Here is a 26213-nt window from a genome sequence, read left to right as displayed (position 1 = left end):
TAAAGGGGCAGCAAAGCTGGCCTGCAAAACACTGGTATTATATACAGTAATTAAAGGAGGGAACCTTTGTGAAATCCGAAAAGCGGCGGGAAAATCGTCGGCCTGCTAAGGCCGACGCAGGAGAACATTAATGCGCGTGCGGCACGTCGGTGTCGGCGCTGATGCGCAGGCCGTCGGCGTCAAACACCATACAGTCGCGCGGGCGAAAGCCCACTTCCACCGCCTGCCACGGACTGAAATGCACGTCGCCCGGCAGCAAAATCTTCATATTGTCATGCCCGTAACACTGGCCAAACAGATAGGTGTTGTTGCCAAGGCGTTCCACCACTTCGCAGTTAAAGGTTAATGAGACTTCCGTCTGCGCGCCGGTGGAGAGATGTTCCGGGCGAATGCCCAGCGTCACCGCATCGCCGGGCTTCAGCGGCGCGGTGTGAATGGCCAGCCGCAGCGTTTTACCCTGCGAGAGCGTGACGTCCAGCGCGCCGTCTTCCCAGCACGCCACAGTGGCAGGCAGGAAATTCATCTTCGGCGAGCCGATAAACCCGGCCACGAATTTATTAACCGGATTGTAGTAAAGCGCCATCGGCGAGCCCATCTGCTCCACTTTGCCGTAGTTCATCACCACGATTTTATCGGCGAGCGTCATCGCCTCAATCTGATCGTGGGTGACATACACCATCGTGGTTTTCAGCTCCTGATGGAGCCTCGCGATATGCAGACGCATCTCGACGCGCAGTTCGGCGTCAAGGTTGGAGAGCGGTTCGTCGAACATAAAAACCTGCGGGTTACGCACAATCGCGCGGCCAATCGCCACGCGCTGGCGCTGGCCGCCGGAGAGCTGTTTGGGTTTGCGATCCAGCAGGTGCGAGAGTTGCAGGGTTTTCGCCACCATCTCCACCTGATGACGAATCTGATCTTTCGGCACTTTATTGACCTTCAGCCCGTAGCCCATGTTCTCCGCCACCGTCATGTGCGGATAGAGCGCGTAGGACTGAAAGACCATCGCCACGCCGCGGTGCGAGGGCGCCACGTCGTTCATCACCTCATCGCCAATCAGCACCTCGCCGTCGCTCACCTCTTCAAGGCCCGCGATCATGCGCAGCAGCGTGGACTTTCCGCAGCCGGACGGCCCGACGAACACCGCAAATTCGCCGTCGGCAATATCGAGATTGATATTGTGCAGGGTTTCGGTTTTCCCGAACCGTTTGGTGACATTCCTCAGTCTTATGCTGGACATCAGGGTTCCTCGAAAGTGTAAGCCGTGTTGGCCGCTGGCGTTTCTGATGGATGCTGAACGTCTTTTTTGTATTACGTGTAACAATTCAGCGAAGTGATGCGCAACGGCTTGAAATCAGTGTCATGACTATAACTTCCCCGGATTTCGCCCCCTATCGCCGGTTTTCATTTCTGTAACGACGATCACACAACGCACAGTTTTTTGTAGAGTTATCAGGGTTGTCAGCGTAGCGTATAACAAAATGAAAATTCGCTGGGTGGGCTTTTACAGGCTGCGTGGTTACAGCGATTTGGCTTTAAAGCAGAAGTGAAGCACTCAATAAAAACAACGTAATTGTTATACCTTCACATGAGGTTGATAATGAAAAAGAACATCCTTACCGCCCTGGTTCTCTCCGCTCTGATGGTCAGCGCCGGCGCCAGCGCGGCGACCCGACAGCTTAACGTGTGGGAAGACATTAAAAAATCCGCCGGAATTAAGGATGCCGTGGCGGCATTTGAAAAGCAGTACGACGTGAAAGTGAACATGCAGGAGATGCCGTTCGCCCAGCAGCTCGAAAAACTGCGTCTCGACGGCCCGGCGGGGATCGGTCCGGATGTGCTGGTGATCCCAAACGATCAGCTGGGCGGCGCGGTGGTGCAGGGGCTGTTAACGCCGCTGACGCTTGATAAAAAGCAGACCGACGCGTTTACGCCGTCTTCCGTTGCGGCGTTCCGCATGGATAACGCCCAGTACGGCGTGCCGAAAGCCGTCGAAACGCTGGTGCTTATCTACAACAAAGATCTGGTGGAAAAGCCGTTCGACAGCCTCCAGGCCTGGTATGACTTCTCTAAAGCGCAGCGTGCGAAAGATCAGTACGGCCTGCTCGCCAAGTTCGATCAGATTTACTACAGCTGGGGCGCCATCGGCCCGATGGGCGGCTACATCTTCGGGAAAAACGACAAAGGCGGCTTTAACCCGCTGGATGTGGGCCTGAACAAGCCCGGCGCGGTGGAAGCCGTCACCTTCCTGAAAAAATTCTATGCCGACGGCGTCTTTCCGGCGGGGATCATCGGCGATAACGGCCTGAACGCTATCGATTCGCTGTTTACCGAGAAGAAAGCGGCGGCGGTGATTAACGGCCCGTGGGCGTTCCAGCCTTACGAAGCCGCAGGCATTAACTACGGCGTGGCCCCGCTGCCGACGCTGCCGGACGGCAAACCGATGAGCTCGTTTCTCGGCGTGAAAGGCTACGTGGTCTCCACCTGGAGTAAAGACAAAGCCCTGGCGCAGCAGTTTATCGAGTTCATCAACCAGCCGCAGTATGTGAAAACGCGCTATATCGCGACGCGCGAGATCCCGCCGCTGGTGGCGCTGATGGACGATCCGGTGATTAAGGGCGATCAGAAAGCGAGTGCTGTGGCGGTACAGGCGGCGCGCGCCAGCGCGATGCCGGGCATTCCTGAAATGGGCGAAGTGTGGGCGCCCGCCAACGCGGCGCTTGAGCTGAGCGTCACCGGCAAGCAGGAGCCGAAAACCGCGCTCGATAACGCGGTGAAACAGATAACCATGCAGATTGAAGCGATGCAGGCCAGTAATCAGTAAGCCGTACCCGGCGGCGTCTGCGGGCGTCGCCGGATGAACCGTTAAAAGCGGGAGGGGCGCCTCCCGTTTTCAGAAGGAGCCGTGTGTGATTATCAGTCCCAGCGAAAAGATGCCCGTAGCCCGAGGGGCGGGCCGACACGCCTGGTGCGCGCTGTTCTGCGCTCTGTTGCCGGGCGTGGGCCAGTTTTATAACCGTCAGTGGCTAAAAGGCGTCACCTTTCTGGTGCTGCTGGCAAGCTTTCTTGGGGTGTTTCACGACTTCCTGCGTGTGGGGCTGTGGGGGCTCTATACGCTCGGTGAAGAGGTGCCGCGCGACAACTCCATTTTCCTGCTGGCGGAAGGCATTCTGAGCCTGTTGGTGGTGGGCTTTGGACTGACGGTTTATTACTTCTCGCTGCGCGACGCCTGGGTGAACGGCAAGCGCCGCGACGAAGGGCTGACGCTTAATAGCGTGCGCAAACAGTACCAGCTGCTGCTCTCGGACGGCTTTCCGTATCTGATGATTGCGCCCGGCTTTATTCTGCTGGTGTTCCTGGTGGTGTTCCCAATCCTCTTTGGTTTCGCCATCGCGTTTACCAACTACAACCTGTACCACACGCCGCCCGCGAAGCTGGTGGACTGGGTGGGGCTTAAGAATTTCGTCAATATTTTCACGCTCTCCATCTGGCGCTCGACGTTCTTTGACGTCTTGCAGTGGACGGTGGTCTGGACGCTGCTCGCCACTACGTTCCAGTGCACCGTGGGCGTACTGCTGGCGATTCTGGTGAACCAGAAAGATGTGCGCTTTAAGCCGCTTATCCGCACCATTTTCATTCTGCCGTGGGCGGTGCCGGGCTTTGTCACCATTCTGGTGTTCGCCGGGATGTTTAACGACAGCTTCGGGGTGATTAACAACGCGATCCTGGCCTTTTTCAACATCGCGCCGAAGCCCTGGATGACCGATCCATTCTGGACCAAAACGGCGCTTATCATGATGCAGACGTGGCTCGGCTTCCCGTTTGTGTTCGCCATGACCACCGGCGTGCTCCAGGCGATCCCGGACGATTTGTATGAGGCTGCGAAAATGGACGGCGCCAGCACCTGGACGCGTCTGCGCACCATTACGCTGCCGCTGGTGCTTTACGCGATTGCGCCCATCATCATCACGCAATACACGTTCAACTTTAACAACTTCAACATCATCTACCTGTTTAACAACGGCGGGCCTGCGGTGGCCGGCTCCAACGCGGGCGGCACCGATATTCTGGTCTCGTGGATCTACAAGCTGACGATGTCTTCGTCCCAGTACGCCATCGCCGCGACGATAACCATCCTGCTCTCCATATTTGTGGTGGGGCTGGCGCTGTGGCAGTTCCGCGCCACGAAGTCGTTCAAAAATGACGAGACGGCATAAGGAGACATCATGGCCAAACGACAAAGCATGAAACAGGAAAAGTGGCTGCGGCTCTCGCTCTCGTGGCTGGTGATCCTGACGGTTAGCGCAGTCATTATCTATCCGCTGATCTGGACGGTGGGCGCGTCGCTGAACGCGGGCAATAGCCTGCTTAGCAGCTCGATAATCCCGGAAAATCTCTCGTTCCAGCACTACGCCGATCTCTTCAACGGTCAGGTGAATTACGTCACCTGGTACTGGAACTCGATGAAAATCAGCTTTATGACGATGGTGCTGACGTTAATCAGCGTCAGCTTCACCGCCTATGCGTTCTCGCGCTTTCGCTTTAAGGGCCGCCAGAACGGGCTGATGCTGTTTCTGCTGTTGCAGATGATCCCGCAGTTTTCCGCGCTGATTGCCATTTTCGTGCTCTCGCAACTGCTCGGGCTGATTAACAGCCACCTGGCGCTGGTGCTGATTTACGTCGCCGGGATGATCCCGATGAACACCTACCTGATGAAAGGTTATCTGGACGCTATCCCGAAAGATCTCGACGAATCCGCGCGCATGGATGGCGCCAGCAACTTCCGGATTTTCATTGAAATCATCATGCCGCTCTCTAAACCGATTGTGGCGGTGGTGGCGCTGTTCTCTTTTACCGGGCCGCTCGGGGATTTCATTCTCTCCAGCACCATTCTGCGCACGCCGGATAAATACACGCTGCCGATCGGGCTCTATAACCTGGTCGCGCAGAAGATGGGCGCGAGCTACACCACCTACGCCGCGGGCGCGGTGTTGATTGCGGTGCCGGTCGCCATTCTCTATCTGGCCTTACAAAAATACTTCGTCTCCGGTCTGACCTCCGGCAGTACCAAAGGATAATCTGATGAAACTGTGTAAACCCGCACTGCTTGCTGTCTCGCTGGCCTGCTGTTTTTCCGCTTTCGCCGCCGATATGACGCAGATAACGCCGAAGCCGCTTAACCTCCCGGCGGATTTTATCAAAGGCGCGGATATCTCCACGCTGCCGGAGCTGGAACGCCAGGGCGCGACATTCTACGACGCCCAACATAAACCCCAGGACGCGCTGACCATTCTGCGCGACAACGGCGTGAACTACGTGCGCCTGCGCCTGTGGGTCGACCCGAAAGACAGCGCGGGCGCGCCTTATGGCGGCGGCACCAACGATCTCGCCACCACGCTTGCGCTGGCAAAACGCGTCAAAGCGCAGGGGATGCGCCTGTTGCTCGATTTCCACTACAGCGATTTCTGGACCGATCCTGGCAAGCAGTTCAAGCCAAAGGCCTGGGAAAACCAGAATTACGAGCAGCTCAAAACCACGATCCACGACTACACCCGCGACACCATCGCTGAGTTCAAAAAGGCGGGCGTCCTGCCGGATATGGTGCAGATCGGCAATGAAATTAACGGCGGCATTCTGTGGCCGGAAGGCAAAAGCTGGGGGCAGGGCGGCGGCGAGTTTGACCGTCTCGCGGGCCTGCTGAACGCCGCCATCAGCGGCCTGCGGGAGAACCTGACCCAGGGCGAGCAGGTGAAAATCATGCTGCATCTGGCCGAAGGCACCAAAAACGACACTTTCCGTTGGTGGTTCGATGAAATCACTAAGCGCCAGGTGCCGTTCGATGTGATTGGGCTTTCCATGTACACCTACTGGAACGGCCCCATCAGCGCGCTCAAAGCCAACATGGACGACATCAGCCAGCGCTACAACAAAGATGTGATTGTGGTGGAAGCCGCCTATGCGTATACGCTGGAGAACTGCGATAACGCCGAAAACAGCTTCCAGCAGAAAGAGGAAAAAGACGGCGGCTACCCGGCGACGGTGCAGGGCCAGTACGACTACGTGCATGACCTGATGCAGAGCGTGGCGAACGTCGAAAACCATCGCGGCAAAGGCATTTTCTACTGGGAGCCGGCCTGGATTGCCGTACCGGGGAACACCTGGGCGACGCCTGCGGGCATGAAATATATCCATGACGAATGGAAAACCGGCAACGCCCGCGAAAACCAGGCGTTTTTCGATTGCCACGGCAACGTGCTGCCATCGGTAAAAGTCTTTAATTAATCCCTTTTATTCCATTTATACCCTGATGCTTTCACCTGGCAGGCCGTGACGCCTGGCGGGTGAGAACGGACGGGTATGCCGTATCAGGAAGCCTGTCAATGAACAAATTTGCGCCTTTAAGTCCGAAGGTCAGCGCCCTTTTGCACGGCGCGGACTACAACCCGGAGCAGTGGGAGAACTACCCCGGCACGGTGGAGAGCGATATCGCCATGATGCAGCAGGCGAAATGCAACGTGATGTCGGTGGGTATTTTCAGCTGGGCGAAACTGGAGCCTGAAGAAGGCGTGTTTCGCTTCGAGTGGCTCGACGAGATTATCGACAAGCTGTATCAGGGCGGCATTCATGTCTTTCTCGCCACGCCGAGCGGCGCGCGTCCGGCCTGGATGTCGCAAAAATACCCGCAGGTGCTGCGCGTCGGGCGCGACCGCGTTCCGGCGCTGCATGGCGGCCGTCATAACCACTGCATGAGTTCACCGGTCTACCGCGACAAAACCGCGACCATCAACCGCCTGCTGGCGGAGCGTTACGCGCACCATCCGGCGGTGCTCGGCTGGCATATCTCCAACGAATATGGCGGCGAGTGTCACTGCGATTTATGCCAGGCGAATTTCCGCGGCTGGCTGAAAGCGCGCTACGGCACGCTCGATAAACTCAACGAGGCGTGGTGGAGCACCTTCTGGAGCCACACCTTTACCGACTGGTCGCAGATTGAATCCCCGGCGCCGCAGGGTGAAAACACCATTCACGGCCTGAATCTGGACTGGCGGCGCTTTAACACCGCGCAGGTGACCGATTTCTGTCGTCACGAACTGGCCCCGCTGAAAGCGGTGAACCCGGAATTACCGGCCACCACCAACTTCATGGAGTATTTCTACGATTACGACTACTGGCAGCTCGCCGAACCGCTCGATTTTATCTCCTGGGACAGCTACCCGATGTGGCACCGCGATAAAGACGAAACCGAGCTTGCCTGCTATACCGCGATGTATCACGACCTGATGCGCACGTTAAAGCACGGTAAACCGTTTGTGCTGATGGAATCGACGCCGGGCACGACCAACTGGCAGCCCACCAGCAAGCTGAAAAAGCCGGGGATGCATATTCTCTCTTCACTGCAGGCGGTGGCGCACGGCGCGGATTCGGTGCAGTACTTCCAGTGGCGCAAGAGCCGCGGCTCGGTGGAGAAATTCCACGGCGCGGTGGTGGATCACGTCGGCCATATCGATACCCGTATCGGGCGCGAAGTGGCGCAGCTTGGCGATATCCTAAGCCAGCTTGATCCGGTGGCCGGCGCGCGGGTAGACGCGCAGGTGGCGGTGATTTTCGACTGGGAAAGCCGCTGGGCGATGGACGACGCGCAGGGCCCGCGCAACCTGGGGCTGGAGTATGAAAAGACCGTCGCCGAGCACTACCGGCCGTTCTGGGAGCAGGGGATCGCGGTCGATATCATTAACGCCGACGCTGATCTGAGCGCCTATAAGCTGGTTATCGCGCCGATGCTTTACATGGTGCGCGACGGGTTTGCGCCGCGCGTTGAAGCCTTTGTCGAACAGGGCGGCCACTTCGTGACGACCTACTGGAGCGGCATCGTCAATGAAACCGATCTCTGCCATCTCGGCGGTTTCCCCGGCCCGCTGCGCAAGCTGCTGGGCATCTGGGCGGAAGAGATAGACTGCCTTGCCGACGGCGAACGCAACCTGATTCAGGGGCTGGCGGGCAACGAGGCGGGCTTGCAGGGGCCGTATCAGGTGCGCCATCTGTGCGATCTCATCCACACCGAAGGCGCGACGGCGCTCGCCACCTACCGCGACGATTTCTATGCCGGACGCGCGGCGGTGACGGTGAACGCATTAGGCGCGGGCAAGGCCTGGTATGTGGCCTCGCGTAACGATCTTGCCTTCCAGCGCGATTTCTTCGGCAACCTCATCAGCGAGCTGTCGCTGACGCGCGCGCTGGCGGCGGATTTCCCGCCGGGCGTCACCGCGCATGCCCGCCACGATGGCGAATCCGCGTTTATCTTCGTTGAAAACTACACCGGCGCGCCGCAGTCGGTGACGCTGCCGGAGGGCTGCGCCGATATGCTGACCGGCGATGCGCTGAGCGGCAGGCTGTCGCTCGCCCCCTGGGGCTGCCGCATTCTGCGCCGCCGCCTCGCCTGAGTTTTTCCCTGCGCGCCCGTTCAACCGAACGGGCGCTTTTTTATTATCTGGTCTGAAAAAGGAGCCGCTATGGTTAGCCTGAAATCGTTTCTGCACCACGTCACCCGCCCGCAGCCCGCCAGTACCCAGGCGTTAACCGATCCGGAGCGCGCGCAGATCGCGCGTCTGGTGGCGGATTTCGGCGGACAGGAGAATATCGAAAGCGTGGACGCCTGCATGACGCGTCTGCGCGTGAAAGTTAAAGAGCTTACCCGCGTCGATACCGAAGCGTTGCAGGCGGAAGGAGCGCTGGGGGTGATTATTCTCGGCCAGGAAGTGCATGCGATTTTCGGTAAACAGTCCGACGCGCTGCGCAAACTGCTGGATGAGCGTTTCAGAAGCGAGTGATAAAAAAACGGGATAACCCTGCATAAAAGGTTATCCCGCAAAAGGCAACGAGGGTGCGCCAGCGGCCGTTACGCCGTGATGGCAGTGCCATAACTCAGAGATACAACGCTTACTTCTGCGTGTCTGCCATGAGACAACGCCTGCGGGCGGCGGTTTCGGGCCGCCGCCCGCAACGCCTGACGCGCTGTTAGCGTCAGGGACGTTTGCTTACCACCAGGCCTCCACCTGAACACCGAAGTTCCAGGTATCGTTAGCGGTGCCATCCTGTAACGCTTTATTGTGCTGCGAATCGTTCAGATAAGAGGCGAACACGCGCAGCTCCGGACGCGACATAAATTCCGGGCCATCGGCGAGGCCAAGCGCGATAGTGTATTTCTCGCCGCTTTGCTTGCCATGCGTGCCGTTACTATAGGTCTCTTTCTGGTAAAACCCGCCCACTTCCCCGATGAGGCGCACATACTGCGTGAATTGATACTGGCCGCGGCCTACCAGCGAGAGGAGGCGCGATTTATCGGTCGTAGCGGTGATGTCGTCCGCCGAACCCCAGGTCAGCACATGGTTAAACGAGAACTTATCGGTAATCGGAATTAAACCGGTATTGATGACGCGATAGCCGGTGGCGTCGTTGACGTAGTTCCACATGTCATACCAGCCGCCGCCCTGCGAGACCATGTTCTGCGCGAGGCCTTTGTTGGCATACTGCAACACCAGTTTGTTATAGCCCCCGAGCATGTCCTGGCTGATTTCGCCGGTCAGCATCACGCCGTTGTCGGCTTCATACAGGCCGCCGTATTCTTTCTGTTTGTCGGTCGGGTTCGGCATGGCGTAGTCGATGCCAAACTCCGTCCAGGCGCCTGTCCATGGCTTCCAGCCTGCGTAACGCAGATCCAGATAGTTGATGTTAACGTCGTTATCGCCATCCACGCGGTAATCAAGATCGTTGGCGTCGCCGCGGATCCACGCGAAGGAGACCGCGCCCGGGCCTACGGTGTAGTTTTCGATCCCCGCGCCGGAGCCGGAGATGTTCCAGTATTTAGTATCGATGATGTGCAGATCGTGGCGCTGGTAATAGCGCTTGCCGCCCCAGATAACCGCGTTCGGATCGCCCGGGACCAGCCCTTTAATTTGCAGGTTTAACTGACGCAGGCCGAACTGGGCGTCGTCGTTAAGGGTGCTTTCGTTATCGTTGGAGCCGTCGGACACCATGCTGACCATGCTGTCGACATAAAAGCTAACTTCATCTTTCTTGTAGACTTCAGAGCCCAGTTCAACTTCGCCGTAGGTGTCGGTTTCGTTACCGAGACGCCCCAGCTTGTTTTTCTGCCACTCTTCCTGGCCACCATCCTGCGAGACGCCCACGCCGCCACGCAAATAGCCATGAAAATCAATGGGTACAGAAGATGACGCAGCCAGCACGCAAGGTGAAGTCAGCGCGGCGGCTAACGCAACGGCCACTGTGCGTAGCGTAGTGTTCATAGTAACCTCTTTTATTGTTTTGTATTACGTTCACATAACCGCAGCCATAAAACGCCTTTGCGAAATATCAGGCAATTTTGATCTTAATTAATTGTGACTCAGTGCAAAGAAATCAGGCAGTTTTGTAACAAATGGTGATGCTTCTCACGAGTTTTATGTATTGTGAACGTAGTACTTTAACAAGAGGAAGGATAACGGGGATTTGTGCAGAAAAGGTTTTTCCGGCTGGCCCCTGTTACAATCAGCGCAGCCCACGAAAAAGGAACCGGAACATGAAGTCTAAAAGCGCCACACTGGAAGACGTCGCCCGCCACGCGGGGGTTTCCTACCAGACGGTGTCTCGTGTACTGAATAAGTCTGCCAATGTCTCTGAAGCCACGCGCCGCAAGGTAGAAGAGGCGATTGCGCATCTGCGTTATGTGCCTAACCGGCTGGCGCAGCAGCTGGTCGGCAAGCAGAGCATGACGCTTGGCCTGGTCACCACGTCGCTTGCGCTGCATGCGCCTTCGCAGGTGGCGGCGGCGGTGAAACGTTACGCAAATCTGGATGGCTACCAGGTCTTGATCTCCATGATCGATGAGAACGTCAGCCAGGGCATTCAGGATTCTATCAACGAGCTCAAGTCGCAGCTGGTGGATAAGGTTATCATCAACGTACCGCTGGAGACGCAGGCGGCGGAGAAAATCGCCGCTGATAACGACGACATCCTGTGCCTGTTCCTGGACGTGGACCCGTACAGCTCGGTGTTTAACGTCTCTTTTAATCCGGCTGACGGCACGCGCGCGAGCGTGAAGTATTTATATGAGTTAGGGCATCGCGATATCGCGCTGTTGTCGGGCCCGGAGCGTTCGGTTTCCGCCCGGCTGCGCCTCAAAAGCTGGCTGGAGACGCTGGAGAGCTACGGGTTAACGCCGGTGAGCGTACTGCATGGCAACTGGGATGCGCAGAGCGGCTATGCGGGCGCGCTGCAAATGCTGCGCGAGGCGCCGCATTTTACCGCCGTGCTGGTGGCGAACGATCAGATGGCGCTTGGCGTGCTGAGCGCGTTTCATCAGCAGCAGCTCTCCATTCCGGGGCAGAAATCGGTGATCGGCTACGATGACACTTACGAAAGCTCGTTTTTCTACCCGGCGCTGACCACCGTGTCGCTCGATCTCGATATGCAGGGTAAAGAGGCGGTGCGCAGGCTGCTTGAAGCGAGCGAAAGCGACGCCTCGCGGCTCTCTTCCATTCTCCCGGCGCGGCTGGTGATTCGTCACTCCACGGGCCCGCGTGAAGACAACACCCCGGATATGCGCAAAATCGCCGATGAACTGCGGCTTATCGCAAGCCGCCTCAGCCAGTAACCCCGCCCGCCACGGGCCGCTGATGCGTAAGCGGCGGCCCGTTCGTTTCGCAATCCATGCTTTTCTCCCGCCTGTTTCTTGATACTTACCCTGATAAGTATTAAGTTGCCCTCCCGCTAACTGAAGGGAGCCCCCGATGACAGAAGATGAACGGTTTGCCCGCCGTCCGATGGGCATGCGCATGGCGATGATTGTGCGTCAGTGGCGCGCCATTATTGATAGCGCGATAACCGACACCGGCCTGACGCAGTCTGGCTGGACGGTGCTGATGCAGCTCGATCAGCAGGGGGATAATCTTTCGGTCAGCGAACTGGCGCAGGTGCAGGGCATTGAACTGCCGCCGCTCATGCGCACCCTGACATGCCTTGAAAGCAAAGGCTATCTGGTGCGCAGTCAGTCACCCTGGGACAAACGCATTCGCCTGGTTTCTCTTACCGACGAAGGGCGGGCGATGCTCGCCACGCTCACGACGGTGATTGAGGGCTACCAGGCGCGCGTGTCACAAAATATTCCCGCGCAGGATATGGACATCTTCAGCGACACACTAAACCAGATCGCGCGTAATCTGCGCACGATCCGCGACGAAGACGCTAACAACGCACAATAACTATGATGACTCCGGAACAAAAGTTTGCCCGCTGGGTAAGGGTGAGTATTGCCACTTTCCTGGCGATGTTCGTTTACTTCATTCTCGCCGATATCTGGATCCCGCTGACGCCGGATTCCACCGTGATGCGCGTGGTGACGCCCGTCTCCTCGCGTGTTTCAGGCTACGTGGCGGCGGTGCATGTCGCCAATAACAACCATGTGAAAAAGGGCGATCTGCTGTTTGAGCTGGATGCCGCGCCGTTTACCAACCGCGTCGAGGCGGCGGACATCGCGCTGCGCCAGGCGCGGCTGACTAACGAGCAACTGGACGCGCAGATTGTCGCCGCCAGGGCTAACCTCAACACCGCCCGCCTGACGGCCCGCAACGATAAAGTCACCTTTGACCGCTACCAGCGCCTGAGCGCGCTGCAAAACGTCTCGCAGCAGGATCTTGATAAGGTGCGCACCACCTGGCAGACCAGCGATCAGGCGGTGGCGCAACTGGAGGCGAAAATCAACGAACTGACCATTGAGCGCGGCGAACGCGACGACAACCGCAACGTCACAATACAAAAATACCGCAACGCCCTGCAGGACGCGCAGCTCAATCTCGGCTGGACGCAGATCCGCGCCGAGGCCGACGGCACCGTCAGCAATCTGCAATTAAGCCCCGGCTGGTTTGCCGCCGCCGGTACGCCCGCGCTGGCGCTGGTGAGCGAGCACACCGATATCGTGGCGGATTTTCGCGAGAAGAGCCTGCGCCACACGCACGTGGGCACCGACGCCGCGGTGGTGTTCGACGCGCTGCCAGGCCAGGTGTTCCATGCGCACGTCACCAGTCACGACGCCGGGATACTCGCCGGTCAGCAGGCGGTGAACGGCCAGCTGTCGCAGCCGGAGGAGTCGAACCGCTGGGTGCGCGACGCGCGCCGTATGCGTATTCACGTGGCGCTGGACGAGCCGTTGCCTGCGTCGCTGCCGACCGGCGCGCGCGCCACCGTGCAGCTCTATAACAGCGAAGGTCCGTTTGCCCGCTTCTTCTCCGGCCTACAGATCCACCTTATCAGCCTGCTGCATTATGTGTATTAACCATGTCCATTAACACGCTGGCGCGGGTCTTCACCCCGCATGGCAACATCGTCTACACGGCGAACGATTTCCGCCAGACGCTGCGCATCATGGTGGCGGGTGTCACGGCGCTCAGTATTTCGAGCTTCTATAACACCAGTTACGGGGTCTTTTTCGTTATTTACCCGATCATGTTGCTGTCGCTGGTGCCGGTCTTTAACCGCCACGTCGCGAAGCAGTTTATCTTCAGCGCGGCGCTGAACTGCGTCGAAATGGTGATTATCGTTGGCTATCTTGCGCAATGGCCGGTCATCATGACCGGCGTGGTGTTTGCGCTCTACGTAATGCGATTTCGCTTTATGAGCAAAGGGCCGCTGTTTCTCTTCGGCTCGATGGGCGTCGTCTGCCAGAGCGTGATGCTCAACTTTATGAGCTACCCGACCAGTGACTGGCACACGCTGCTGTTTTCCAATATGGAAGCGAGCGTCATGGCCGTGGGGTTAAGCGCGCTGATGCACTATCTGCTGCCGGACGTTGAACCGCGCAAGCCGCCGCCGCTGATTGAAAAAGACGCCGCGCGAGTGCGCCATGAATACCTGCTTTCCGGCACGGTAGCGACGCTCAATTTCGTGGTGTTTCAGATGGCGGATTTGAGCGACTCGCTCTCGGCGCTGATGGCGGGCATCCTGATCCTCTTTCCCATGCACTACCGCGGCGCGGTGTTAAGCTCGCTGTGGCGCGTGGTCGGCGTGGTGATTGGCTGTCTCTATGTGCTGCTGGTGCAACTCGTGCTCTACGATCACAGCAGCCATATGGTGCTGATGATGCCGCTTATCGCGCTCGGCTTTGCCTTCAGCGCCCGGCTGCACGTGATGGAAAAAGTCGGCGCGGGCGTCGGGTTTGCCAGCATCACCACCCTTGGCATCATGTTCGGGCAGAATCTTCACCCCGACACCGATCTGGTTTTCAGCGATCTCTACCGCATCAGTTCTGTCACCGTGTCGCTGCTTATCACGCTCACGATGGTGTTTTTAGTGCACCTGATTTTAAACCGCTTCGCCGCCACCCGTTACGTGGTGAAAAGCGAGCCGTAAGGCACCTGATGCGAATCTGAAAAAGGCGGATTTTCGGCGCGTTGACAGGCGCTTTCGCGAGCAACGCGTTACTCTCACGCATCAGGAAATGCGAAGGAAAAGGGAAGATGAAACGCCTGCTTGGCGTGATGCTAACCGGTTTACTGACGGGGTGCCCTTCCGGTGCGGACAGGATATCTCTCGAAGAGCCAGCCGCGGTAATGGCGCGCGGCGATACGGTCTGTTTGCTGGTGGCGAATAAACCTGATGAGGTCATCCGCTCGGTTGAGATATACAGCGAGAAAGGAGAGTCCTTAATGGAATCGCGGCTGCCCGAAGCAAGGCGCCGCGTGGCGCGCGGGCAGTGTCTACCCGATTTGGGTTTCAGTTACCGCCCCGGCAACCGCTATTCGGCGTATTACTATTTCCAGAGCCTTAAAGGTGGTCCGCTCCGCTTATTCACCGCGCATTTCGCGACGGCTGAGGCTTTCCCGTTAAAAATCAGCGCCACTTACGAGCGGGCACAGTAAGGCCCGTTCCCCACCGAATCGCGCAGGATAAGCTCTGAAACGAACAGGTTGTCGCGTGAGAGATAACCGCCATCGAGCATGGCGATCAGGCGGTTTATCGTCTCGTGAACCATGTCGGTGACGGGGTCTTTGACGCTGGCGAGCGCCGGGCTTAAAAAGGGCGCGGTGGGGCTGTTGTCAAAGCCTATCAGCGACACCTGCTGCGGCACCTGAACCCCCGCGTCCGTCAGCGCTTTCAGCGCGCCGACCGCCATATCGTCGTTGCTGGCGATAAGCCCGCTGAATGCCACGCCACTTTCCAGCAGCGTATTCACCGCCTGCGCGCCGCTTGCCGGCGTCCATTTGCCTTCCACAATCAGCGATGGCGCGGGCGTAATGCCGTGCTGGCGCAGCGCCTCTTTGTAGCCCGCCAGACGCTCCAGCGCGGTAGGGGAGTCAGGCGAGCCGGTAATAAATGCGATCTCGCGGTGTCCGCGCTCAAGCAGCGCGCGGGTGGCGTTAAAGCTGGCGCCTTTGTGGTCGCAGCAGACGCAGTGGCTCTGATGTTTACGCAGCTTGCGGTTCACCACCATCACCGGCTGGCGGGTCTGGCTGATGATGTCGTCGATGTCGTCAACGCCGAGAAAGCGCGGGTAGAGGATGATGGCGTCGCAGCGTAAATCGAGCAGAAACTCAATCGCCTCGCGCTCTTCGCGGGCGCTGTGTTTACCGTCCACCAGAATCAACTGGCGGCCATTTTCTTCCAGCTTTTTCGCCGCGCGCGAGAGGATTTCGCTGAAGTAACTGCCGCTGTACAGCGTGTTGGTGACCACCATCCCGATACACTGGGAGGTATTGGTCGCCAGATTGCGCGCCAGCAGGTTAGGCCGGTAGCCGGTCGCGTCGATGGCTTCGAACACCTGTTTGCGGGTTTCCTCGCTCACATACCCTTTGCCGGACAGCACGCGAGACACGGTGGCCTTTGATACGCCTGCTTTTTTGGCCACTTCCTGCATTGTCGACATGTTATCCCTCCGGCTCGGCTTAGGTGCCGCACATTCTACACATTTCCCCGTAAAGCGGCAGGCATGTCGCGCACGCTTACGGCTGCTTCATGGCGATCTCCATCACAGATTTTAAAGCCAGATTAAATTTCAGTTGATCTGTTTTATAACCGCAACCACTCTAATGTGGAACCGGTTACCTATTACATCATCCTGTCAGCGCGACGCGGCGTCTCACGCCGTGATTCCTGACAAGTACCTGAATTTAAAATAATAAACGCGCAGAAGCGGCTCTGACGCTACGGCGTGTGATAACGAGAGATTTCACCATCATGTCAAAGAATTACGTAGCGCTGGCGCGCGCGGTAGTCGAGGCGATTGGCGGTGGCGGTAACGTGGCGGCGGTCACGCACTGCATGACGCGCCTGCGCTTTGTGCTGAACGACGACAGCGCCGTGGATGCGGCGCGCCTTAAGATGATCCCTGGCGTGCTGGGCGTGGTGCGCAGCGACAACCAGTGCCAGGTCATCATCGGCAATACGGTATCGCAGGCGTATGCCGAGGTCCTGAAACTGCTGCCGGAAGGCGCACGGGTCGAGCGCGCGCTGCCGCGCAACGACAAAATCACCCTGCGGCGCATCGGCGCGGGCATTCTCGATGCGCTGATCGGCACCATGTCGCCGCTGATCCCGGCTATCATCGGCGGCTCGATGGTTAAACTGCTGGCGATGGTGCTGGAGATGTCGGGCATGGTTGAGAAGGGCGCGCCGACGCTGACCATTCTGAACGTGATTGGCGACGGCGCGTTTTTCTTCCTGCCGATCATGGTGGCCGCCTCCGCCGCGATTAAATTCAAAACCAATATGTCGCTGGCGATCGCCATTGCGGGCGTGCTGGTGCACCCGAACTTTGTTGACCTGATGGCCAAAGCCGCGCAGGGGCAACCGGTGGATTTCATTGGCATCCCGGTCACGGCGGTAAAATATACCTATACCGTGATCCCGGCGCTCTGCATGACCTGGATACTTTCCTATATTGAACGCTGGGTGGACAAGATCACGCCAGCGGTGACCAAGAACTTCCTGAAACCGATGCTGATTGTGCTGATCGCCTCGCCCATCGCCATCATGCTGATTGGCCCGATTGGCATCTGGATCGGCAGCGGTATTTCGTCAGTGGTGTACACCATCCATGACTATCTGGGCTGGCTGTCGGTGGCGATCATGGGCGCGCTCTGGCCGTTGCTGGTGATGACCGGTATGCACCGCGTGTTTACGCCGACCATCATCCAGACCATCGCCGAAACCGGCAAAGAGGGCATGGTGATGCCGTCGGAAATCGGGGCCAACCTGTCGCTTGGCGGGTCGTCGCTGGCGGTGGCGTGGCGCACCCGCAACCCGGAACTGCGCCAGACGGCGCTGGCCGCGGCGGCATCCGCCATTGTGGCGGGTATTTCAGAGCCTGCGCTGTACGGCGTGGCGGTGCGGCTTAAACGCCCGCTGGTGGCGAGCCTGATTAGCGGCTTCGTTTGCGGCGCGGTGGCGGGCCTTGCGGGGCTTGCGAGCCACTCAATGGCGGCGCCGGGGCTGTTTACCAGCGTGCAGTTTTTCGATCCGGCCCACCCGATGACGATCGTCTGGGTCTTTGGGGTGATGGCGCTGGCGGTGGTGCTGTCGTTCATCCTGACGCTGGTGCTGGGCTTTGACGATATTCCCGTCGAAACGCCCGAGCCCGCCCGCGAAAACCCGCAGCCTGCGGACTTCAGCGCGCAGGCGCCCGCAGTAAAACCGAATTAATCAGAGGACGCGTATGGATAACAACACTTTTCCCGAAGGATTTTTATGGGGCGGCGCGATTGCGGCAAACCAGGCGGAAGGCGCGTGGCGCGAGGGCGGCAAAGGCCCCACGACGGTCGATATGCTGCCGCACGGCCCGAACCGCCTGGCGGTAAAGCTCGGGCTCGATAAGCGCGTCGGCTGGCGCGACGATGAGTTTTACCCGAGCCACGAGGCGATCGATTTCTATCACCGCTATAAAGAAGATATCGCGCTGATGGCCGAGATGGGCTTTACGGTGTTTCGCACGTCGATCGCCTGGAGCCGTCTTTACCCGAACGGCGATGAACAGACGCCGAACGAAGAGGGCATCGCCTTCTACCGCGCGCTGTTCAGCGAGTGCAAAAAATACAACATCGAGCCGCTGGTGACGCTCTGCCACTTCGACGTGCCGATGCATCTGGTGACGGAATATGGCTCCTGGCGCAGCCGTAAAATGGTGGAGTTTTTTACCCGCTACGCGCGCACCTGCTTTGAAGCGTTCGACGGGCTGGTGAAATACTGGCTTACCTTCAACGAGATCAACATTCTGCTGCACAGCCCGTTCTCCGGCGCAGGCCTGGCGTTTGAGCCGGGCGAAAACCATGAACAGGTGAAATACCAGGCCGCGCACCACGAGCTTATCGCCAGCGCCATCGCCACCCGCATCGCACATGAAGTGAACCCCCAAAACCAGGTGGGCTGCATGCTGGCGGGCGGCAACTTCTACCCCTACTCCTGCAAGCCGGAGGATGTCTGGGCGGCGCTGGAGAAAGACCGCGAAAACCTGTTTTTTATCGACGTGCAGGCGCGCGGGGCGTACCCGGCCTATACGCAGCGCCTGTTTCGTGAAAAAGGCATCGTGATTGAAAAAGGGCCGGAGGATGACGAGATCCTTAAAGATACCGTCGATTTCGTCTCGTTTAGCTACTACGCCTCGCGCTGCGCCTCGGCGGATATGAACAGTCAGGTGACTAACGCCGCGAACATCGTGAAATCGCTGAAAAACCCGTATATCGAGGCGAGCGAATGGGGCTGGGGGATCGATCCTCTGGGACTGCGCATCACCATGAACATGATGTATGACCGCTACCAGAAACCGCTGTTCCTGGTGGAAAACGGCCTCGGCGCGAAAGACGCCTTTAATGAAAACGGCGAAATCGAAGATGACTACCGCATCAGTTATCTGCGCGAGCACATCCGCGCGATGCGCGAAGCCATTGAAGACGGCATTCCGGTGATGGGCTACACCACCTGGGGTTGCATCGATCTGGTGTCGGCCTCCACCGGCGAGATGAGCAAACGCTACGGTTTCGTCTGGGTGGATCGCGACGACCAGGGCCGCGGCACGCTGGAGCGCAAGCGTAAGAAATCGTTCTGGTGGTATAAAAAAGTGATCGCCAGCAACGGCGCCGATCTCGACTGATCCCCGCAATCCGTTATAACGCGCGTCGCCGTCCATGGCGGCGCGCGTCTGTTTTACGCTCCCGCCAACAGTGCAAAGCGCGCCGCGTTGCACAACCGCAGGGCGTCGTTTTCACGTTATGACGAAAAACGCCCCCATTCCGCCCGCCGATTTCTGGCACATAACTTGCTGAATCTCTGTCCACCCGCGTTTTATCTTTCGCAAAGGACTCGTTATGTCAGCCAACACCGAATTCCCGTTAAGCGAGGCGCCCGCCGCCGGGCGCAAAGGCCTGCTCTCTATTTCGATGGTGCTGTTCAGCTTTACTTTTTTCACCGGCACGATGTTTGCGGGCGGCAAGCTCGGCGTCGCCTTTCCGATTGTTGAAATGCTCTGGATAGCCACGATCGGCAATCTGCTGCTGGCACTCTATGCGGCGGCGCTTGCCTGGATAGCCGCCCGCAGCGGGCTGAATACCGTATTAATGGGCCGCTTCTGTTTTGGCGAGAAGGGCAGCAAGCTCTCCGATTTCCTGCTCGGCTTCGCGGAGCTTGGCTGGTACGCGTGGGGCACCGCGACAGTCGCCATCACGCTGGTGAAACTGCTGGCGCTGCCGGAATGGCTCACCACGCCGCTGATGGTTTTCTTCGGCCTCGCGTTCTGCGTCACGGCGCTGGTGGGGTATCGCGGGCTGGATCTGCTCTCGCGCGTTTCGGTGCCGCTGATGTTTATTTTGCTGGTGGCCTCGATGTGGATTGCAACCCGCCACGCGGGCGGCTGGCAGGCGATGCAGCGCATTGAACCCACCGAAACGCTGGGCTGGTCGGCGGCCATCACGATGGTCTTCGGCACGTTCGCGAGCGGCGCGACCCAGGCCACCAACTGGACGCGCATGGCGCGCAGCAGCGGCACCGCCATTACCGGCAGCCTGATTAGCTTTCTCATCGGCAACGGGCTGATGGTGGTCGCGGGCGCATGGTGCGCGGTGGTGTATCAACAAGCGGATATCGTGGCGGTGATGACGTTGCAGGGGCTGTCGGTGGCGGCGGTCATCATGCTGTGTCTGAATTTGTGGACCATTCAGGGGCCGACGATTTATAACGTTTCTGCTGCCGCCTGTCATTTACTGCGCAGCGAACGCCGCCGCACGCTCACCGTCGCGAGCGCGGGCATCGGCATTTTGCTGGCCATCGGCGGGATGTATGAGTTGCTGATCCCGTTTCTGGTGCTGCTCGGCAGCATAATTCCGCCGGTCGGCGGGGTGATCATCGCCGACTATGTGTTTCACCGCCGCGGACGTTACCCGGCGCTCAGCGAGGCCCGTCTGCCGCGCTTCAACTATGCGGGGCTTGCCGCTTACGCGCTCGGCGCGCTGACCGCGTACTTTTCGCCGTGGGTCGCCCCGCTGGTGGGCATCGCGGTGTCGGCGACGAGCTATCTTCTGTTTGTGCGCCTGGCGCGCGGGCGGAGCCGTGAGCCGCTCTCACCGACTTACTCAAAGGAGCCGTTATGAATATCGTTAATGCCCGTTTACGCCGCCGCGAAGGCTGGTTCACGCTCGTGCTGGACGACGGGATCATTAAAGCCATTACGCCGCAGCCGGCGATGCAGGCACCCAATGAGAACGATCTGGATGCGCAGGGCGGGCTGGTTATCCCGCCGCTGGTCGAGCCGCATATTCATCTGGACGCCACCCTGACGGCGGGCGAGCCTGAGTGGAACATGAGCGGCACGCTGTTTGAAGGCATTGAGCGCTGGGGCCAGCGTAAAGCCACTATCACCCATGAGGACACCAAACGCCGCGCGCATGAGACTATCGGCATGTTGCGCGACCACGGCATCCAGCACGTGCGCACCCATGTGGATGTGACCGACCCGACGCTCGCCGCGCTGAAAGCGATGCTGGAAGTGAAAGAAGAGGCGCGCCATCTTATCGATCTGCAAATCGTCGCGTTCCCGCAGGAGGGTATCGAATCTTTCCCACAGGGCAGGGCGCTGATGGAGCAGGCCGTGGAGATGGGCGCGGATGTGGTTGGCGGCATTCCGCATTTTGAGAACACCCGCGAGCAGGGCGTCAGCTCGGTGAAATTCCTGATGGATCTGGCCGAGCGCACTGGCTGTCTCGTGGATGTACACTGCGATGAAACCGACGACGCGCAGTCGCGCTTTCTGGAAGTGCTGGCGGAAGAGACGCGCGTGCGCGGCATGGGCGCGCGGGTGACGGCGAGCCACACGGTGGCGATGGGCTCTTACGATAACGCCTACTGCTCAAAGCTGTTTCGCCTGCTCAAACGCGCTGGCTTAAGCTTTGTCTCCTGCCCGACCGAGAGCATTCATCTGCAGGGGCGTTTCGATACCTGGCCGAAACGGCGCGGCGTGACGCGCGTGGCGGAGCTGGACCGCGCGGGACTGAACGTCTGTTTCGGGCAGGACTCGATTAAAGATCCGTGGTATCCGCTCGGCAACGGCAACATTCTGCGCGTGCTCGACGCCGGGCTGCATATCTGTCACATGATGGGGTATGAGGATCTCAAACGCAGCCTGGATCTCGTGACCGACAACAGCGCACGGGCGATGAACCTTGGCGATAACTACGGCCTGTATGAAGGACGACCGGCGAATCTCGTGATACTGGATGCGCCGGATGATTACGAAGTGGTGCGCCGCCAGGCGAAGGCGCGTTATTCCGTGCGCCACGGCAAGGTGATTTTGCGCCGTGAGCCGGAAACGCTGCGCTATACGTAACAAGGCCGGTATTACTCTCTTTATTTCATCAGCGCCTGCGGGCGCTTTTTTTATCTCTCAACTGCGTTATTTCCATGAACAAACAAAATTCGGTTATTTTTTATTCATTTTTAAGAAACGTCCTAAAAGGCTGAAAATGCGCCATAGGCTTTTTTAATTTTTATTTATGCATAATTTAGAAAAGCGTCGTAAATATTATGTCTGGTAGTTTTTGATGTTTATATTTTCAAAAAATAACTATTTTTCTGCTTATAGTTCATTCATGGTAATCGGTTAATTTTACATGATTTTCTGAGAAGCAATAAAATAAGCGAAGCGGCAAATAAGCTGCGGGGCGTGATAACGCGTGCCGCGCCGGGGTTTTTTAAAGGCCGGAAACGGCGAAATCGATAGAAAAATAGTATGACGCAGCTCACCTTTTTAATTTTCACCCCTCTTTATCCGCACTGGCGCAAATAAATAAATTCTGCTTAACATTGTTATTCGCAGCGGCCGGCGAGGCCGCGCGCAATACCTATGACAATAAGGGCTGGCGCGTCTGGCCCCTTGCAAACTCACAATCAATGGACGGTCTCTGGGATGATCAACAGAAGCAGAGCAGCAGAACCTGTTCAGGCGGGATATTCGCCTGCACGGGGCGGGCGCCGTATTCGTATGAGTGCGGTGGCGATAGCGTTAGGTCTGGCCGGTATCGGGCAGGCGGCCGCGAGTAATTATATTGAGCAGGGCAAAGCGGGCGATGCCGCCAGCTGGCGCAGCAGCGAATTTAATGCGGAGTGGGGGCTTGGCGCTATTCACGCCGATGAAGCCTATGCGGCGGGATATACCGGTAAAGGCATTAAGCTCGGTATTTTCGATCAGCCGGTTTACGCAAAGCACCCGGAATTTTCCGGCACCGATAAGGTCATTAACCTCGTCACCGAAGGTATTCGTGAATATACCGATCCGTATATTCCGGTGAAAAAAGGCGATCCTTTCCGCTATGACGGTACGCCGTCTGTGGATTCCGATGGCGAGCTGGGCGCGCACGGCACCCACGTTGGTGGTATTGCGGCAGGCAGCCGCGACGGCGGGCCGATGCACGGCGTCGCGTTTAACGCGCAGATCATCAGCGCCGAAAACGGCGACCCCGGCCCGGAAGACGGGATTATTCTCGGCAATGACGGCGCGGTATATGAGGCGGGCTGGCATGCGCTGATGGACAGCGGCGCGCGCATCATCAATAACAGCTGGGGTATCGGCATTACCGAGAAATTCGATCAGGGCGGGAAAGATCCGGCGTATCCGCACTTCACCGTATCCGACGCGCAGGCGCAGTTCGATCAGATCAAAGCGATCCTCGGCACCAAACCGGGCGGCGCGTATCAGGGCGCTATCGACGCGGCCCGCAGTGGCATCGTCACCATTTTCGCCGCCGGTAACGACTACAACCTCAACAACCCGGATGCGATAGCAGGCCTCGCGTACTTTGTGCCGGATATCGCGCCGAACTGGCTGTCTGTCGCAAGCGTAATGAAAGATCCGGCCTCCACCAACAGCGTGCCGTACACCATCAGTACGTTCTCCTCCCGCTGCGGTTACACCGCAAGTTTCTGCGTCTCGGCGCCGGGCAGCCGGATTTACAGTTCGGTGATTGAGGGCACCAGCCCTGAGACGCTGACGACGGATTACGCCAACTACAGCGGCACCTCCATGGCCGCGCCGCACGTGGCGGGCAGCGTGGCGGTGCTGATGGAGCGCTTCCCGTATATGACCGGCGAGCAGATAGCCCAGGTGCTGAAAACCACCACGGTGGATATGGGCGATCCTGGCATCGACGCGCTTTATGGCTGGGGGATGATCGATCTCAGCAAGGCGATCCACGGGCCGGGCATGTTCTACACCGTGGACGATATTCCTGAAGAATTCCGTGTGCCGGACCCGGAGGGCGTGGCTTACGGCTCCTCGCAGTTTATCGCTGATATTCCGGGCATTGGCGAGGAAGTGGAAGCGGGCACCCCACTGGCGCGCACCTGTCGCGATATTCAGTGCGCGATGGATGTCTGGTCGAACGATATCTCCGGCCACGGCGGCCTGACGAAACAGGGCGCGGGCGCGCTGTGGCTCACTGGCTCAAGCACCTATTCCGGCCCGACGCTGGTGAATGACGGCCTGCTGGTGGTGAACGGCTCCGTCACTTCCGACGTGACCGTGCAGCAGCAGGGCGTGCTGGCGGGTAACGGTACGGTTGGCTCGCTCACGGCGGCGCGCGGCGGCACCGTTGCCCCCGGCAACTCCATCGGCACGCTGAATGTGAATGGCGACGTCACGTTCCAGCCAGGTTCGCGCTACGCGGTGGAAGTCTCGCCGGACGGGCGCAGCGACGTGATTAACGCCACGGGCGCTATCGCGCTGAACGGCGGCGAAGTCGCGGTATCGCTTGAGAACAGCGGTAATCTGCTGAGCCAGGCGGAGGTTCGCAGCCTGCTGGGCCAGCAATACAACATCCTGTCGGCGACGAACGGCGTGACCGGTCAGTTCGACAGCGTGGCGCCTGATTATCTCTTCCTCGGCACCTCGCTGGGCTACGCGGGCGGCCAGGTAACGCTGGATGTGGCGCGTAACGACACCACGTTCGCGAGCGTCGCGGATACCGCCAACGGCCGCGCGGTCGCCGGCGCGCTGGAAACGCTCGGCGCGGGCAACCCGCTGTATGAGAGCCTCCTCTCGACCGGTTCGGCGGCGCAGGCGCGTCAGGCGTTCCGTCAACTGGGCGGGCAGATCCACGCGGATATCGCCTCGGCGCAGATTAACGACAGCCGCTATCTGCGCGATACGCTGAATGAGCGTCTGCGTCAGGCGGAAGGGCTGACCAGCGTCTCGCCAGTCGCGGCCGATGACGGCGGCGCGTGGGCGAAGCTGTTAGGCGCGTGGGATCACGCCTCCGGCGATGCGAACGCCACCGGTTATCAGGCGTCAACCTACGGCGTGTTGCTGGGCCTTGATTCCGCGTATGCCGACGACTGGCGCATGGGGGTTGCGACCGGCTACACCCGCACCTCGCTTGACGGCGGCTACGGCGCGAATGCGGACAGCGATAACTACCATCTGGCGGTCTACGGCGGTAAACAGCTGGGCGAGCTGGCGCTGCGCGCCGGTGCGGGTTACACCTGGCACCGTTTCGACACCAGCCGTTCCGTCAGCTTTGGTTCGCAGTCTGACCATAGCGACGCGAAATATAACGCCCGTACCGAGCAGTTCTTCGCGGAGGCCGGTTATCAGCTGGCTGCAGGCATGGTGAGCGTCGAGCCGTTTGCGAACGTCTCTTACGTGAACTTTGAAAACAACCGCATCCGCGAGCAGGGCGGGGCGACGGCGCTGCATGGCGACAAGCAGCACACCGACGCCACGTTCTCCACGCTGGGCCTGCGTTCGGGCCTGGAGTGGGACGCCACCGCAGAAACCACGGTGGCGCTGCGCGGCGAAGTGGGCTGGCAGCATCAGTATGGCGAGCTCGATCGCGCCACTGGCCTGAAATTCCAGGGCAGCAGCACGCCGTTTGTCACCAACAGCGTTTCGGCCTCGCGCGACGGCACGGTGCTGAAAGCGAGCGCGGAAGTCGCGGTGAACCGCAACGCGCATCTCTCGCTCGGCTACAGCGGGCTGATTTCCGAGAACTATCAGGACAACAGCGTGAACGCAGGCTTTAGCTGGAACTTCTGATAAGCCGGCATCGCTTGCGGTAATGAATAAAGGCGCCACGGAGGGCGCCTTTATTGTTGAGAGGTATTACTGCGACAGCAGGTCGGGGATCTCATCCGTGGCAATTAATATTTTCTGCGGATTTTCTTTTAAGTAATACGTCGGCAGGGTTTTGTGGTCCTTAACGTAAATCATGCCTGGAGGCGATAACGTCGCAGAACCCACGGCCGTCGCTGGGCCATTTTCCGTCATGAAGGTGACCTTCATTTTATACGTCACGCTTCCGGAGTCCGAGGAGCTGGAGTATCTCATTTCGAGAATGCGGGCATCGACCCGGATGGCAGCGGCCTTAAACTTTGCCTCTCTTGCCATTTGAAATGAGATGATCCAATAAATAACGATAATCACCAGCACAGCGCCGGCAAGAGTAAGAAAAAACTCAGCCATTATTGCTTATTCTCCCTGTCGCTAAAATTGTCACCCGCTCTCTGCTTACGGCATCCTGGAGAGCTAAGAATATGGCGATTTAGCGGTGTCATGGTACCTACCCTTAAAAATGCCATGCTTTTATGTCAGCCAATACTCAAGCGGGCATCATACTGATAAAAAACTGTTTTATGCAGAATAAGTTATTCGTTAAAATGAATAGTTCACTCGTGTTATTATTTTAATAGCTTCA

The 26213-nt window shown here is 58.6% G+C and carries 20 protein-coding genes; 16 read left to right on the top strand and 4 right to left on the bottom strand.

The window, feature by feature from the left end:
• Nucleotides 1-127: 127 nt before the first annotated feature.
• Complete coding sequence (locus AB8W27_RS18025) at nt 128-1237, bottom strand: ABC transporter ATP-binding protein (RefSeq protein ID WP_041923144.1); 1110 nt, start codon at nt 1235-1237, stop codon at nt 128-130.
• A 360-nt stretch (nt 1238-1597) separates the two neighbouring features.
• Here AB8W27_RS18025 and AB8W27_RS18020 point away from each other — a divergent pair, with 360 nt between their 5' ends.
• From AB8W27_RS18020 to AB8W27_RS17995, 6 genes are all read left to right on the top strand, one after another.
• Nucleotides 1598-2821 (top strand): extracellular solute-binding protein, encoded by a 1224-nt coding sequence (locus AB8W27_RS18020; RefSeq protein ID WP_041923145.1) that lies wholly within the window; start codon nt 1598-1600, stop codon nt 2819-2821.
• Nucleotides 2822-2930: 109 nt separating this feature from the next.
• Nucleotides 2931-4214 carry a carbohydrate ABC transporter permease gene (locus tag AB8W27_RS18015; protein ID WP_012815145.1) on the top strand — a complete coding sequence of 428 codons (1284 nt, stop codon included), beginning with the start codon at nt 2931-2933 and terminating at the stop codon, nt 4212-4214.
• Between the two features lie 9 nt (nt 4215-4223).
• Nucleotides 4224-5075 (top strand): sugar ABC transporter permease, encoded by an 852-nt coding sequence (locus tag AB8W27_RS18010; RefSeq protein ID WP_007767065.1) that lies wholly within the window; start codon nt 4224-4226, stop codon nt 5073-5075.
• Nucleotides 5076-5079: 4 nt separating this feature from the next.
• Nucleotides 5080-6279 (top strand): arabinogalactan endo-beta-1,4-galactanase, encoded by a 1200-nt coding sequence (locus AB8W27_RS18005; protein ID WP_041923147.1) that lies wholly within the window; start codon nt 5080-5082, stop codon nt 6277-6279.
• Between the two features lie 98 nt (nt 6280-6377).
• Nucleotides 6378-8438 (top strand): beta-galactosidase, encoded by a 2061-nt coding sequence (locus AB8W27_RS18000; RefSeq protein WP_012815147.1) that lies wholly within the window; start codon nt 6378-6380, stop codon nt 8436-8438.
• Nucleotides 8439-8507: 69 nt separating this feature from the next.
• Nucleotides 8508-8825 carry a glucose PTS transporter subunit EIIB gene (locus AB8W27_RS17995; RefSeq protein WP_012815148.1) on the top strand — a complete coding sequence of 106 codons (318 nt, stop codon included), beginning with the start codon at nt 8508-8510 and terminating at the stop codon, nt 8823-8825.
• A gap of 207 nt (nt 8826-9032) precedes the next feature.
• Here the strand turns inward: AB8W27_RS17995 and AB8W27_RS17990 are convergent, their stop codons facing one another.
• Nucleotides 9033-10301, bottom strand: a complete 1269-nt coding sequence (locus AB8W27_RS17990) for a maltoporin (protein ID WP_041923148.1) — start codon at nt 10299-10301, stop codon at nt 9033-9035.
• Nucleotides 10302-10573: 272 nt separating this feature from the next.
• Between AB8W27_RS17990 and AB8W27_RS17985 the strand changes: the two genes are divergently transcribed.
• The 5 genes from AB8W27_RS17985 (at nt 10574) to AB8W27_RS17965 (ending at nt 14906) form a co-directional block, all read left to right on the top strand.
• The gene (locus tag AB8W27_RS17985; RefSeq protein WP_007767072.1) at nt 10574-11647 is read left to right on the top strand and encodes a LacI family DNA-binding transcriptional regulator; all 1074 of its coding nucleotides are present in this window, start codon (nt 10574-10576) and stop codon (nt 11645-11647) included.
• A 136-nt stretch (nt 11648-11783) separates the two neighbouring features.
• Nucleotides 11784-12254: a MarR family winged helix-turn-helix transcriptional regulator gene (locus AB8W27_RS17980; protein WP_007767089.1), complete on the top strand. Its 471-nt coding sequence runs from the start codon at nt 11784-11786 to the stop codon at nt 12252-12254.
• 2 nt (nt 12255-12256) lie between these two features.
• Nucleotides 12257-13324 (top strand): HlyD family secretion protein, encoded by a 1068-nt coding sequence (locus AB8W27_RS17975; protein ID WP_012815151.1) that lies wholly within the window; start codon nt 12257-12259, stop codon nt 13322-13324.
• A 2-nt stretch (nt 13325-13326) separates the two neighbouring features.
• A complete protein-coding gene (locus AB8W27_RS17970) occupies nt 13327-14397 on the top strand; it encodes a DUF2955 domain-containing protein (protein WP_041923149.1) in 1071 nt (356 codons plus the stop codon).
• A 107-nt stretch (nt 14398-14504) separates the two neighbouring features.
• Nucleotides 14505-14906 carry a putative T6SS immunity periplasmic lipoprotein gene (locus AB8W27_RS17965; protein ID WP_012815153.1) on the top strand — a complete coding sequence of 134 codons (402 nt, stop codon included), beginning with the start codon at nt 14505-14507 and terminating at the stop codon, nt 14904-14906.
• On the opposite strand, the gene AB8W27_RS17960 is transcribed toward AB8W27_RS17965, so the two are convergent.
• Nucleotides 14888-15910, bottom strand: a complete 1023-nt coding sequence (locus AB8W27_RS17960) for a LacI family DNA-binding transcriptional regulator (RefSeq protein ID WP_012815154.1) — start codon at nt 15908-15910, stop codon at nt 14888-14890. The two genes, AB8W27_RS17965 and AB8W27_RS17960, sit on opposite strands and share 19 nt — an antisense overlap.
• Nucleotides 15911-16221: 311 nt before the next feature.
• On the opposite strand from AB8W27_RS17960, the gene ascF reads away from it, so the two are divergent.
• The 5 genes from ascF (at nt 16222) to AB8W27_RS17935 (ending at nt 25555) form a co-directional block, all read left to right on the top strand.
• Nucleotides 16222-17685, top strand: a complete 1464-nt coding sequence (ascF, locus tag AB8W27_RS17955) for a PTS cellobiose/arbutin/salicin transporter subunit IIBC (protein ID WP_041923150.1) — start codon at nt 16222-16224, stop codon at nt 17683-17685.
• 13 nt (nt 17686-17698) lie between these two features.
• Nucleotides 17699-19129 (top strand): 6-phospho-beta-glucosidase, encoded by a 1431-nt coding sequence (locus AB8W27_RS17950; RefSeq protein WP_012815156.1) that lies wholly within the window; start codon nt 17699-17701, stop codon nt 19127-19129.
• Nucleotides 19130-19343: 214 nt separating this feature from the next.
• Nucleotides 19344-20621, top strand: a complete 1278-nt coding sequence (codB, locus tag AB8W27_RS17945; protein ID WP_012815158.1) for a cytosine permease — start codon at nt 19344-19346, stop codon at nt 20619-20621.
• Nucleotides 20618-21853 carry a cytosine deaminase gene (gene codA, locus AB8W27_RS17940; protein ID WP_012815159.1) on the top strand — a complete coding sequence of 412 codons (1236 nt, stop codon included), beginning with the start codon at nt 20618-20620 and terminating at the stop codon, nt 21851-21853. The genes codB and codA overlap by 4 nt, the downstream gene beginning before the upstream one ends.
• A gap of 654 nt (nt 21854-22507) precedes the next feature.
• Nucleotides 22508-25555 carry an autotransporter serine protease gene (locus AB8W27_RS17935; RefSeq protein ID WP_041923151.1) on the top strand — a complete coding sequence of 1016 codons (3048 nt, stop codon included), beginning with the start codon at nt 22508-22510 and terminating at the stop codon, nt 25553-25555.
• 66 nt (nt 25556-25621) lie between these two features.
• Here AB8W27_RS17935 and AB8W27_RS17930 read toward each other — a convergent pair whose 3' ends face one another.
• Entirely contained in the window at nt 25622-25981 is a 360-nt protein-coding gene (locus AB8W27_RS17930; RefSeq protein WP_012815163.1) for a DUF3592 domain-containing protein, read from the bottom strand.
• Nucleotides 25982-26213 lie beyond the last annotated feature (232 nt).

Origin of the sequence: Cronobacter turicensis (assembly GCF_041222865.1) — a bacterium.
GTDB classification, from domain to species: Bacteria; Pseudomonadota; Gammaproteobacteria; order Enterobacterales; family Enterobacteriaceae; genus Cronobacter; species Cronobacter turicensis.
Note: the sequence above shows the minus strand (reverse complement) of the source record. Positions and strands in the feature narration are given on the sequence as shown.